The following is a 13369-nucleotide window of genomic DNA, read 5'->3' on the forward strand; positions in this document are numbered from 1 at the left end:
TTAAAAGATCCGTTTTTTCACAGTAATAAAATCTCACAAACTCTGTAACTTATTTTAAGTTTTCAAATTAATATAAACAATATATAATTTAGATGAAAACAATCTCTTTTTGAGATAGATGGGTGTGAAGTGTAAAAATGGAGCTTCGTCAGTTGCGTTATTTTGTAGAAGTCGCAGACCGTGAACACGTGTCAGAAGCGGCTGAAAACTTACATGTTGCCCAATCTGCGATCAGCCGGCAGATTGCGAATTTAGAAGAAGAACTTGGAGTGGCCTTATTCGAACGAGAAGGACGAAATATCAAATTAACGAAGATCGGCAGACAATTTTTAGATCATGTCAGAACGGCACTAAAAGCCATTGATTATGCGAAAGAGCAAATTGATGAATATTTAGATCCGCACAAAGGAACCGTCAATATCGGCTTTCCTACTAGCCTAGCAAGCCAAGTGCTACCTTCTGTTATTTCCGCCTTTAAGCAGGAATACCCAGAGGTCGATTTTTTACTTCGTCAAGGATCCTATAAATTTCTCATTGAAGCTGTAAAAAATCGAGATATTGATCTCGCCTTTTTAGGACCTGTACCGACAAACGATCCTCAAATAGAAGGACATATTTTGTTTTCAGAAAGCATTTATGCCTTGCTGCCTGTCAGTCACCCCTTTAGCGGACAAAGGAGTATTCATTTAAGTGATTTAAGAAAAGATCATTTCGTGTTATTTCCAGAAGGTTATGTGCTGAGACAAATTGCGGTTGATGCTTGTAAGCAGGCAGGCTATGAGCCAACCATTTCATCAGAAGGAGAAGATTTAGACGCTATTAAAGGTCTCGTATCAGCGGGTATGGGCGTTACCTTATTACCCGAAAGTGCCTTTTATGAAACCACACCGCGCTTTACAGCGAAGATTCCGATCGATTTTCCGCAAGTGAGAAGAACTGTTGGAATTATTGCTTCTAAATCACGAGAAATGTCACCTTCTGCTCATGATTTTTATGTGTTCGTGAAGGATTTCTTTTCTAAAATTGAACAATATAAATAATTCATTAAAACAAGACATTTCATTTGTGGAAATAATCCCTCTTTGTATATGATGGGTTACAGAACAACACACTATATGGAAGAAAGGTATTCGTATGAAATCAATTTTATCGTTTTTAAAGCCGTATCGGCTATCCGTTGTGTCCATTGTGATCCTCACCTTTTTAAGCAGTATGCTCCAGCTGTATTTACCGACGCTTACGGCAGATATCGTCGATGTCGGGATCGTCCAAGGAGATATTGCTTACATATGGAAGGTTGGCGGCTGGATGGTGGCTTGTTCTTTACTTGCCATCTTACTCACGATCTGGAAGTCTTACTTGTCATCAAAGACTGCACTTGGCTTCGGGCGTGATATGAGAAGACAGCTGTTTGTGCATGTCGAACAATTTTCACTAGAAGAATTTCAAAGGATCGGGACGTCTTCCTTTATTACAAGATCAACAAATGATGTGAAACAAGTCCAAGATGTCACGATCATGATCTTACAAATGATGACGAGAGCACCACTCATGCTTGTGGGCGGAATTATTTTGGCTGTATCCCGAGATGCTGTCCTGTCTCTCATCTTTCTAGCTGCTCTCCCCCTTCTTGGCGGATTTATCTACTTGGTGTCGAGAAAAGCCATTCCTTTATTCGGTCAGCTTCAGAAAAAAACAGATCGGCTGAATTTAATTATGCGAGAATCTCTTTCAGGCATCCGGGTCATTCGTGCTTTTAACCGTGTAGATGATGAAAAGGAGCGTTTTCAAGAAGCCAACACATCCTACAAGGATACTGGTCTGAGAGTCAACCGTTTAATGGCTTACTTGTTTCCATTTATGCTCATCATCATGAACTTCACAAATATCGGCATTGTCTGGCTAGGTGCAAACCGAATTGATGCCGGAGAGATGGAAGTAGGGAATCTTATTGCCTTTATCCAATATGCGATGATGATTTTAATGGCACTGATTATGCTGTCGATGAGTTTTATTATGGTCCCAAGAGCACAAGCATCAGCTAAACGGATGAATGAAGTGTTAAACATGGAACCGAAAATTCAAGACAATAAAGGAACGGTTACTGACCTGCACGCGCCCGCACAATCCATTCGCTTTGAGGATGTGTCATTTTATTACTCAAATGCTGAAAAGCCGGCAGTTCAAAACATTTCGTTTGAAGCCAAAACTGGCGAAACGACAGCTATTATCGGAAGTACAGGTTCAGGGAAAACCACTCTTCTCCAGCTAATGACGCGCTTCTACGAAGCAACTGAAGGCCGGATTACACTAGATGGTGTAGACATTAGAAAGCTGCCTCAGGAGAAACTAAGAGGCCAGATGGGCTACGTTTCTCAAAAAGCAGTTTTATTTAGTGGAACCATTGCCGATAATGTACGCTTCGGCAGGCAGAATGCAAGCGATGAAGATGTCTGGCAGGCGCTGCGCACGGCGCAGGCAGAAGAATTTGTTTTGCAAAAAGATGGCGGAATCAATGCGGAAATTGACCAGGGCGGATCGAATCTATCTGGCGGTCAAAAGCAGCGTCTTTCTATTGCAAGAGCGCTAGTGAGAAAGCCGTCATTCTATCTGTTTGACGATAGTTTCTCAGCACTTGATTACAAAACAGATGCGAAGCTTCGGGCATCATTAGAAGCTGAAAAAGCGCATGCAGCCCTCATCATTGTGGCGCAAAGAATCAGCACAGTGAAGCATAGTGATAAAATCATCGTACTAGATGATGGGAAAATCGCAGGTATCGGAACACATGAACAATTACTGAAGGACAACCTTGTCTATCAAGAGATTGTTGCATCACAGGAAGGTCAGGAGGTGGAGCGAGGATGAGTAAAAAAATGTCTTCCGGCATGGGCCATAAAGGCGGCCACCCTAGAGGACCTGTCGCAAAACCAAAGGAATTTAAGAAAACACTGCTTCGTTTGATTGGCTATTTAAAACCAAGAAAGATTCAATTGATCATTGTCTTCATTGCAGCAGTCGGTTCAACCGTCTTTAACGTCATTAGTCCAAAGCTGCTAGGGGATGCCACCTCTTCCCTGTTTGACAGCTTTACACAAGGAACAGCTGTACAATTCGATGTCATTTCACGAATCTTATTGCTGCTTGTCGTGCTATACGTCGTTGCTGCTCTCTTTTCATTCGTTCAGCAATATGTCATGGCGGGTGTCTCCCAACAGACCATTGCTGAATTACGGCAAGAAGCAAATGACAAGCTCACACGTCTCCCCCTTCGGTATTTTGATAAAACAACCCACGGGGACACGCTGAGCCGTGTAATGAATGATATCGATAATATTAATACTTCGCTTCAGCAGGCACTCACCCAAGTGATTACATCTGTCATTACGGTCATTGGGATTGTCGTCATGATGCTATTGATTAGTCCGCTGTTGACCTTGCTTGTTTGTTTAACACTGCCGCTCAGCCTGTTTGCGATTCGCGGCATTACGTCATTTTCTCAAAAGCATTTTAAAGCGCAGCAAAAAGAGCTGGGGATGATCAATGGACATATTAATGAAATGTTCACAGGGCATCAAACGGTTCGTGCGTATGGCTACGAAAAGAAAGCGATCGATACATTTGATCAATTAAACGAACAGCTGTATGAATCATCGAGGAAAGCGCAGTTCATATCCGGTTTAATGATGCCATTGATGACGTTTATCGGGAACCTTGGCTATGTAGCAGTCAGTGTAGCCGGCGGTATTCTTGTGATTAACGGGAATATTCGTGTCGGAGATGTGCAGGCGTTTATCCAATACACGCAGCAAATGTCTCAACCGCTCGTGCAAGCATCAAGCGTCGCCAACTTGGTTCAATCAGCGATTGCTTCTGCTGAAAGGGTGTTTGAAATCCTGGATGAGAAAGAAGAAAGTCCCGAGGAAGATGCAGCAATTGATCTTGAATCACTTTCAGGTGATGTGAGCTTTGAACAAGTTCAATTCGGATATGAAAAAGACCATCCAATTATTAAAGATTTGACTTTAGATGTCAAAGAAGGTCAAACGGTTGCGATTGTCGGGCCAACAGGCGCTGGAAAAACAACCATCATCAATCTTTTAATGCGTTTCTATGAATTAGATCAAGGCTCGATCCGTATCGGCGGCGTCAAAACAACTGATCTCAGCCGTCAGCAAGTACGCGACTTATTTGCAATGGTTCTTCAGGATACGTGGCTTTTTGAAGGGACGATTCATGATAATATTGCCTATGGCAGGCAGAACGTCTCAAAAGAGGATGTCATCAAAGCCGCCAAACATGCTTATGCTGATGACTTCATCCGCACGCTTCCAGACGGATATGACACACTCTTAACAGAAGATGCCGGCAATCTATCCCAAGGTCAGCGCCAGCTGTTAACCATCGCCCGTGCGATTTTATCTGATCCAAAAATCTTAATATTAGATGAAGCGACGAGCAGTGTGGATACACGGACAGAGATGCACATTCAAAAAGCGATGAATGAATTGATGAAAGGCAGAACGAGCTTCGTCATTGCACACAGACTGTCGACGATTAAAGATGCCGACGTTATTCTAGTCATGAAAGATGGCACCATCATTGAAAAAGGAACGCACAGCGAACTCTTAAAACAAAATGGCTTCTATGCAGACTTATATATGAGCCAATTTACGGAGAATCAAGTGGGTTAAATATAAAAAAGGATAGACACGCATCCATGCGGTCTATCCTTTTTTGTTAATCAGCTCGTTTTTTCACTTTTACACTGAGTTTCGTTATATACTCTGCTTCATCTTTAGACATGAGTGAATGAAGCAAATACTCCTCAAATACATCTCCATCTAGCATCATGTCCTCTTTTTCAATTTCATCTAACAAGCGCGAATAAGCAGAATCAATCTCCTCGTATGATCCTTGATCATACATCACCGCATAAAGGCCGGCAGGTTTTTTAACTGCTTCCGGCGCTTCCATTCGGCAAAACAGCTGATCTGACTGATGATAGTGACGCTGAAGGAACTGCTCCTTTTTTAAGACAGCCCCATTTGCCGCAGCCCCTTTTATGCCAATTTCCTTTAGAAAATGTCCAACAATACGAGATATTTCTTCTACGGATGTATTCATGTCAATCGGGTTCGGTGCACTTAATACAACTGGTTCTTCTGGCAGCTCTTGAAACAAGACCTCCCCCATTTTGACAGATGATAGTTCCTGCGTCGTCTCCATGACCCGCATAAGAAAAGACTGGATATCTTGAAGTTTTTCAATCTCTTGTTTGACCTTTTCTATTTGTTCAGCTGCTAGGCTTTGGAGCCTTTCTCGGGAAGGCTCAGTGAAATATTGTTTTAACTCTTTTATCGGAAATTGCACAGCTCGAAGGGATTGAATCGCTATAAAATGATCAAATTGCTCAAGTGTATAGTATCGGTACCCATTTTCATGAACACCAGCTGGCTTAAATAAATCAATTTTATCGTAATAAAACAAGGTGTCTTTCTTTACATCAAATAGCTTGGCAAATTCTCCAGTAAAAAATGTTTTTTGCACATCATTTATCATAACTAAGGCTCCCCTCTTGACTATGGAGTTACTCCACCCTTTATGATAACATGCAGAACACCACTACGCTTGGAAAGGATAAAAACATGAACAACATCACTCAACATGAAGTGGCATTAGAACTTGCAAAAAAAGAGGACTTCCCTTTTATGAAAAATGAGCTACAGAAAGCTTTTACAGCTGGTGTGATTGACGCATTTGGCGATGCGCATTATGGACCGACTCCTCCAGGTGAAGTGATTGATGAATCTTTTCATTCGAATGAACACATCGTTTACCATATTATGCTAAATGGCGAAAAAGCAGGCGGCGTTGTCATTAAAATCAACCAAGAGACCCACCACAACTCAGTTGACTTATTATACATCTCTTCATCCTCACACGGAAAAGGCATTGGTCAGGCAGCATGGAAAGCCATCGAGGCGCAATATCCAGAAACGATTGTTTGGGAGGTTGTGACCCCGTATTTTGAAAAACGCAACATTCATTTCTATGTCAATAAGTGCGGCTTTCAAATTGTGGAATTTTATCATATGAAACATCCAGATCCGAACGCACCTCATGCAGCTGATCAAGAAACTAAGCCTTCAGCACCTGAAGAATTTGAATTTTTTAAATTTGAGAAAGTGATGAAGAAAACCTGCTCTAGCTAATAAATATCAGCATCAAAAAACACTACCCCATGAAAAAAGGTAGTGTTTTTTGAATCTCATCTAGCTTCTAATCTGACCGTCACCCGACAGAAGCAGCTTCGTTGTCGTGAGTACTGGAAGTCCCATCGGACCTCTTGCATGCAGTTTTTGAGTAGAAATGCCAATTTCAGCCCCATATCCAAGTGCACCGCCGTCTGTAAAACGGGTAGATGCGTTATGATAAACCGCCGCCGCATCGACTTCGTTTAAAAACTTAAGTGCCTGCTCTTCATCCTCTGTCACGATGGCTTCTGAATGTTTTGTACCGTACTCTTCAATATGGTGGATCGCTTCCTCGATTGAATCGACTACCTTTACGGCAAGATCAAGACTTAAATACTCATCTGTCCAGTCCACTTCCTCAGCAGGAATGGCGTTTGAAAAATGAGACAGTGCTTCCTCGTCGCCATGTACGGTGACATGGTGCTCTAGCAGAGCTTCATTCAACGATGCCGCATTTTCTTTCAGCCAATCGCGATGGATGATTAGCGTCTCAAGTGCATTACATACAGCCGGACGATTCGTTTTTGCATTGATGACAATCTCAATGGCTTTTTTCACATTGGCTGTTTGATCAATAAAGACATGACAGTTTCCTGTTCCTGTTTCAAGGACAGGAATGGTAGATTGTTCAACCACGGTTTTGATTAAAGAAGCTCCGCCTCGCGGAATTAAGACATCAATCCATTCTTTTAGATGAAGCATCGCTTGAACCGATGAACGGTCTGTTTGTTCTATCAATTGCACCGCATCACGCGGAATCTTTGTTTGATCTAATGCTTCATGAATAACACTTACAATGGCTTTGTTGGAAGAAATAGCGGAGGAACCGCCTTTTAAAATCACTGCGTTGCCTGCCTTAAGGGCAAGCCCTGCTGCATCGACAGTGACGTTCGGTCTCGCTTCATAGATCATCCCGATCACGCCGAGCGGTACTCTTCGGCTTTTCACATGCAAGCCGTTCTCAAGAGTCCATTCATCCAATATTTCTCCAACAGGATCTGTTAATCTCGTCACAAGCCGCAAGCTTTCGGCAAACTCATGAATTCTTTCTTCATTTAACATTAAACGATCCAAGAGTGCCTCTGAAAATCCCTTTTCCTTCTCGGCATCTATATCCTTTTGATTCTCTTGCAAGATGAACGTGCTATTTTGTTCTAACGCTTCTGCTAGTTTCAGCAGTGCCTCGTTTTTATCCTCTGTATGAAGTAAACCTAGTTTTTTTGAAACGCACTTTGCTTTTTTCGCTTTTTCTTTGACCGATGTGACAACTTCAGCTGTCAGTGTCATGGAATTCCTCCCTTTTGGTTAGCAAACTGGTATCGATAAATCTAAATGACAAACAAATGCTTCAAGATCGACGACATGCACTACTTCATCCTGCAAGAAGTCACGCTTTTGGATGAGTTCATCTGACGAATAATTCACAATGCCCAATCCGATTTCTCTTTCATCTTGATCTAATATACGGACGACATCCCTTTTTTTAAACGAACCCTTCACATTGACAATGCCATCGGAATCGAGGCTCCTCTCACGGTGCATGAGGAGTTCCTGTGTTTTCTCACGAATGACGATCTCGCCTTTTGGTCCAGAATGAAAGGCAATCCACTGCTTCTTGTAATTCAGCGGTGCTAAATTTTCATCAGCAGTAAAATAAGTGCCGTCCTCTGTTCCATTAATGGCTTTGTCTAAAATGTGAGGCGTATCCGCTTTTCCTAAAAAGCCATTGATACCAGCGGCCATTGAAATTTTAAACGCATCGAGCTTTGATTTCATTCCGCCTGTGCCCACACTGCTGCCTGCATCTCCAGCCGCTGCTTCTATGTCTTCTGTGATGTCTGTGACTTCAAGAATTCGCTTCGCATTTGGGTTTTTATGCGGGTTATCTTCATACAAGCCATCAATATCAGATAAAATGGCAAGGAAATCCGCATCAATGAGTCCAGCTACTTTTGCAGACAATGTATCGTTATCTCCGAACTTCAAGCGGTTAATCGTCACTGTATCATTTTCATTGATAATCGGAATGATGCCTCGATCTAATAACACATTCATCGTGTTGCGCACATTTTGATAGCGCGTTTCATCTGAAAAATCACTTCTTGTGATTAAAAGCTGTGAGGCAATATAACCGTGTGATAAAAATAACGTAGAATATGATTCCATTAAAAGGCCTTGCCCAATTGAGGCAGATGCCTGTTTTTCCGGCAGTGTTTTCGGTCTATCGATAAATCCTAGTTTTCGGTAACCAGCTGCAACCGCACCAGATGAAACCAAAATGACTTCGTGTCCTTCATCTTTGAGTTTTACAATTTGATTGACGAGGTTTTCTAGTTTTTTTAAACTAATCTCCCCTTGAAAGCTAGTAAGTGAGCTGCTTCCGATTTTTACAACAATTCGTTTTCTCTCTTTATCTGCGTACACCTTATCACTCCTGTACCTGAGCTCTATTTATTATATAGATACTTTTTGTTTTTGCTGTTTGCTGATCTCTTTTGATCGATTGGTAGCATGTTTGACGGCCTGCTTGATTGCTTCTCCTCCGCCAAAATCATCTAATGCATTCAGTCCTGCAGCTGTTGTTCCATTTGGTGACGTAATTTTCTCTCTCAGAGTAGAAGGGTTTTCCTCTGTTTCTTGCAGCATTTTCGCAGCACCGAGAAGTGTCTGCGCGCCAATTTGGCGAGACAATTCCTTAGATAAACCTGCTTCTTCTCCTGCTTCTTCGATTCTTTCCATTAAGAAATAAAAATAGGCTGGTCCGCTTCCGGCAATTCCAGTGAAAATATCCATTTGCTCTTCCTGAATGGTATACACTTCGCCCATTTCAGATAAAAGAGCCTGACTCATGCTGATATGGTCGTCTTTCACATAACGTCCAGCACATAAAGCTGTCGCTGAAGCCCCGATCGTACTTGACGTATTCGGCATGACCCTCATCACGGGCTGCCCTTCATGCAGCATATCTTCAATATACGATTGCTTCACGCCTGCAAGGACAGACAAGATCAGCTGGTCTCTCTGAATATGAGGTTTTAACGATTCAAGTGCTGTTTCAGCATCCTTTGGCTTCATGGCCAGGATCAACATATCCATTTCTTCAAAAGGAAAAGAATCCATTGTGGCTGTTTGTATTCCGTAACGTGTCGTTAGTTCATTCAATCGAAGTTGATTTTGTCTGTTTGTTGCGTAAATTTGGCCTAGCGGCATTTGTCCTGATCGTACAATCCCTGCAATCATTCCTTCCGCCATAGAACCTGCTCCAATGAAAGCAACTTTCTTTTGATCAATGATATTGATCCTCTCCCTTGTTCGCTTTTTGTTCGTGTTTTTCGCACGTAAGTTATCGTAACATGATGAGAAATAGTGTCAAGAAAGAGCCAGCGCTTTTCAAAAGTCCCGAATACGCGTTCAACCGCTTGCTGTATGTATACTGATTGCGCTTTTGTAAAACAACAATTTAGATCTAAAGAACTATATGCATTTGCATCATAGTACCCTTTCGTTCGACTGAATTCCCCATTTTATTTTTGGTTTCGGTGACTTCAATTCTATTTTATAGAAAGCGCTATCATTTCTAATCGATTTCTATTTTCCTATATGACGAATGTGCTTGAATCTTCCGATTAGACTATTGACATATTTTAGAAAACATGTCCGTTGAAATGATATTTTACGGGTGATACCGTGAAAGGGAAACTAAGTGAAAAAGGAGCGTTCATAATGAAAGTGAAAGAAAACTATATCAATGTCATTCCAATGAAAGAAATCCGTTCGACCGATGACCTTCTTTTCCCGTTCCCTATTTACAATGAGCTACGTGCGCAGAGTGATATTAGATATGATGAAACAAGAAAGTGCTGGGATCTCTTTCGATATGCGGATATCCAGTCTGTTCTGAAGCAGCCCAAAGTGTTCTCATCACAGCGAGGAAGAAGCACAACGAAAACGAGTATTTTAACGATGGACCCGCCAAAACATACAAAAATGAGAGCACTCGTGAATAAAGCATTCACACCAAAAGCGATCAAACAATTAGAAGATAACATTAGAGACCTGACACATGACCTGCTGCAACAAGTCAAGGAACAGCGTACGTTTGATATCGTCCAAGATCTAGCAGCTCCCCTGCCTGTCATGATCATTGCTGAGCTTCTCGGCGCAGAGGTAAAGGATAGAGCGTTCATTAAGAAACATTCTGATGCCCTAGTAGCAGGTGCAAAGGATGAATCAAAAGAAGCCATTCAAGCAGTAGTCGATATGCAGAAACGCGCAGAGGAAGAGCTGTCCGCTTATTTTGCTCACTTGATCCAAAAACGAAAAGAATCCCCTGCTGATGACCTGATCTCACTTCTTATTCAAGCAGAAATCGATGGTGAGCGTTTAACCGAGAATGAACTGCTTGGCTTTTGTATTCTATTACTTGTTGCTGGTAATGAGACAACGACCAATTTGATTACAAATGCAGTAAGACTGCTAACAGAGCAGCCGCATATCGCTGAAGCAGTACGGCAAGACCCCTCTCTTATTCCTCAATTGACCGAGGAAACGTTACGCTATTACCCGCCTGTTCAAGCCATTGGGCGAATCGCGGCCGAGGATGTTGAGATTGCAGGCTCAAAAATTAAAAAAGGAGACTATCTCATTAGCTGGGTCGCTTCTGCAAATCGCGATGAACAGAAATTTGACGATCCAGAAACGTTCCGTCTTGACCGGAAATCAAACCCGCATATGAGCTTTGGCTTTGGCATTCATTTTTGTCTCGGTGCACCGCTTGCCCGCCTTGAGAGCAACATTGCACTTGAGATTTTACTCCAGACGTTTCAAGACATCACCTGTGCGGCAGATCAGCTAAAACCCATTCAAAGCACATTTGTTTTTGGGGTAAAAGAATTTCCTGTACAGGTCACCCGTTTTTAAAAGTCCCTTTTGAGGGGCTTTTTTTCATTTTCTTCAATTCATTATCTCTTTCTTACCTTCCACCTCCGAACATGCTAAAATAAAGTCCATATAAAGTGATAACGGATTTCAGAAAAGGAGCCAAAAATTCATGACCGATTATACAGCAATGAAAGACGGAATATTCAAATCAGTTTGTTCGTTAGATTGCCCGGATCAGTGCGGTCTTTTGATACATAAAGAAAATGGAAAGATCGTAAAAGTGCAGGGAGATCCAGACCACCCCGTCACCCAAGGCAACATATGCAACAAGGTGCGGAATGTCACAGCCCGTTTATATGATGAAAAGCGACTGACCACTCCTTTGAAGCGTGTTGGCCGCAAAGGCGATGGACAATTTGCTCCGATTACGTGGGAAGAAGCCATTGAAACCATTCGGCAAAAATGGACAAAACTGATTGAAGAAAAAGGTCCAGAAAGTATTCTGCCTTACAGCTTTTATGGGAATATGGGCAATCTGAATGCAGAAGGCATGGACCGCCGCTTTTTCTATCGTCTTGGTTCAAGTCAATTAGACCGGACCATCTGTCAGTCAGCAGGAACGACTGGCTATAAATATACAATGGGTGCAAGCATTGGGACAGATCCAGAAGAGACCATTCATACGAAACTATTCATCTTTTGGGGGATCAATGCCGTGTCGACCAATATGCACCAAATCACCCTCGCACAAAAAGCGCGAAAGCAAGGAGCAAAGATTGTCGTGATTGATGTACACAAGAACCAAACCGGACGGATGGCAGATTGGTTCATTCCGCTTCGACCTGGTACTGACAGTGCCCTTGCCCTTGGCATCATGCATGTTCTTTTTAAAGAAGGACTAACAGATGAAGCCTTTTTAGAATCTTATACAACCGGTCATAAGGAGCTGCGTGAGCATGTGAAGCAGTATGATCCAGACACTGTTGAGGGCATCACGGGGGTTTCTAAAGAGGACATCCTTACACTTGCAAGAATGTACGCTGAAACATCGCCATCTCTCATTCGCATTGGCAATGGTTTGCAGCACCATGATAATGGCGGAATGAGTATTCGAACCATTTCCTGCCTCCCTGCCCTGACTGGTCAGTGGCTCTACAAGGGCGGCGGTGCGATGAAATCAAACTCTTCTTTTCTCAGCTATAATGAAACAGCTCTTCAGCGGCCAGATTTATTAAAGGAACGCACGCCAAGATCATTTAATATGAATCAGCTAGGCAGTGTGCTGACGAATGCAGCGCCTTCCATTGATTCACTCTTTGTCTACTCGTGCAACCCAGCTGTTGTGACGCCTGAAGCGAATAAAGTAAGAGAAGGTTTGCTGAGAGATGACTTATTTACAGTCGTTCACGACCTATTTCTAACAGAGACAGCTAAGTATGCAGACATTGTCCTGCCGGCCACATCCGCCTTTGAAAATGAGGATTTCTATACATCATACTGGCACCATTATATTCAAATTCAAGAGCCAGTGATTGAACGCTATGGAGAAAGCAAATCCAATACAGAAGTGTTTCGCTTGTTAGCCCATGCGATGGGCTTTGAAGATGAAGCCTTCCGCGAGACAGATGCGGAACTCATGGAACAAGCCCTTCATCATCCAGAAAATCCGCATTATGAGGACATTTCATACGAGGCATTAAAAGAAAAGAAATGGATCAAAGCAAAACGAGGACCTTTCCAAGACTTAAAGCTCTCTACCCCGAGCGGCAAAATTGAGCTTTATTCTGAACAAATGAAAAAAGACGGATATCCGGCGCTTCCTACCTACGTGCCCCTTTATCAGGAAAGCGAATATCCACTTACCTTTATACCGGGACCGAATCATAATTTTCTTAACTCAACCTTCTCACTTCATGAAAAGCATCAAAAGCTTGAGAAGTTTCCTAAGCTTCACATGAATGAACAAGATGCAAAGGCAAGAAAAATTGAAGATGGTGACATGGTACGTGTGCTCAATGACCGAGGAGAATGCGAGCTTGTCGTGTCAGTCGGTCACAATGTATTACCTGGTGTTGTGGTCAGCCAAGGATTATGGGCAGATCAAAAAGGCAAAAAACAGCTAGTTAACGGGCTAACACCTGATCGGCTGGCAGATATGGGCGGCGGTGCGACGTTCTTTTCGGGCAGAGTGGAAGTTGAAAAATGATCATAGACAGAAGAAAAGCCAGCAA

At 42.5% G+C, this 13369-nt stretch carries 10 protein-coding genes; 6 read left to right on the forward strand and 4 right to left on the reverse strand.

Features of this window, described 5'->3' with window-relative positions:
* The first annotated feature begins 137 nt into the window (after positions 1 to 137).
* The 3 genes from CKW02_RS09410 (at position 138) to CKW02_RS09420 (ending at position 4694) form a co-directional block, all read left to right on the forward strand.
* The gene (locus CKW02_RS09410; protein ID WP_003215832.1) at positions 138 to 1040 is read left to right on the forward strand and encodes a glutamate biosynthesis transcriptional regulator GltC; all 903 of its coding nucleotides are present in this window, start codon (positions 138 to 140) and stop codon (positions 1038 to 1040) included.
* Positions 1041 to 1134: 94 nt separating this feature from the next.
* Positions 1135 to 2868, forward strand: coding sequence for an ABC transporter ATP-binding protein (locus CKW02_RS09415; RefSeq protein WP_003215709.1), 1734 nt, complete (start codon positions 1135 to 1137; stop codon positions 2866 to 2868).
* On the forward strand, positions 2865 to 4694 hold the full coding sequence (locus CKW02_RS09420) for an ABC transporter ATP-binding protein (RefSeq protein ID WP_003215599.1): 1830 nt from the start codon (positions 2865 to 2867) through the stop codon (positions 4692 to 4694). Before CKW02_RS09415 ends, CKW02_RS09420 begins: the two co-directional genes overlap by 4 nt.
* Positions 4695 to 4740: 46 nt before the next feature.
* On the opposite strand, the gene CKW02_RS09425 is transcribed toward CKW02_RS09420, so the two are convergent.
* A complete protein-coding gene (locus CKW02_RS09425) occupies positions 4741 to 5562 on the reverse strand; it encodes a MerR family transcriptional regulator (RefSeq protein WP_003216074.1) in 822 nt (273 codons plus the stop codon).
* Positions 5563 to 5648: 86 nt separating this feature from the next.
* Between CKW02_RS09425 and CKW02_RS09430 the strand changes: the two genes are divergently transcribed.
* On the forward strand, positions 5649 to 6215 hold the full coding sequence (locus CKW02_RS09430) for a GNAT family N-acetyltransferase (protein ID WP_003215646.1): 567 nt from the start codon (positions 5649 to 5651) through the stop codon (positions 6213 to 6215).
* Positions 6216 to 6275: 60 nt separating this feature from the next.
* On the opposite strand, the gene CKW02_RS09435 is transcribed toward CKW02_RS09430, so the two are convergent.
* From CKW02_RS09435 to proC, 3 genes are read right to left on the reverse strand one after another with little or no spacing between them, the layout of a single operon-like run.
* Positions 6276 to 7544: a glutamate-5-semialdehyde dehydrogenase gene (locus CKW02_RS09435; RefSeq protein WP_003215514.1), complete on the reverse strand. Its 1269-nt coding sequence runs from the start codon at positions 7542 to 7544 to the stop codon at positions 6276 to 6278.
* Positions 7545 to 7562: 18 nt separating this feature from the next.
* Positions 7563 to 8681, reverse strand: coding sequence for a glutamate 5-kinase (proB, locus tag CKW02_RS09440; RefSeq protein ID WP_003216061.1), 1119 nt, complete (start codon positions 8679 to 8681; stop codon positions 7563 to 7565).
* Positions 8682 to 8711: 30 nt separating this feature from the next.
* Positions 8712 to 9509 (reverse strand): pyrroline-5-carboxylate reductase, encoded by a 798-nt coding sequence (proC, locus tag CKW02_RS09445; protein WP_003215651.1) that lies wholly within the window; start codon positions 9507 to 9509, stop codon positions 8712 to 8714.
* 471 nt (positions 9510 to 9980) lie between these two features.
* Here proC and CKW02_RS09450 point away from each other — a divergent pair, with 471 nt between their 5' ends.
* Positions 9981 to 11177 carry a cytochrome P450 gene (locus tag CKW02_RS09450; RefSeq protein WP_003215542.1) on the forward strand — a complete coding sequence of 399 codons (1197 nt, stop codon included), beginning with the start codon at positions 9981 to 9983 and terminating at the stop codon, positions 11175 to 11177.
* A gap of 130 nt (positions 11178 to 11307) precedes the next feature.
* Complete coding sequence (locus tag CKW02_RS09455; protein WP_003216043.1) at positions 11308 to 13344, forward strand: molybdopterin oxidoreductase family protein; 2037 nt, start codon at positions 11308 to 11310, stop codon at positions 13342 to 13344.
* Positions 13345 to 13369 lie beyond the last annotated feature (25 nt).

Source organism: Bacillus pumilus (assembly GCF_900186955.1).
GTDB lineage: Bacteria > Bacillota > Bacilli > Bacillales > Bacillaceae > Bacillus > Bacillus pumilus.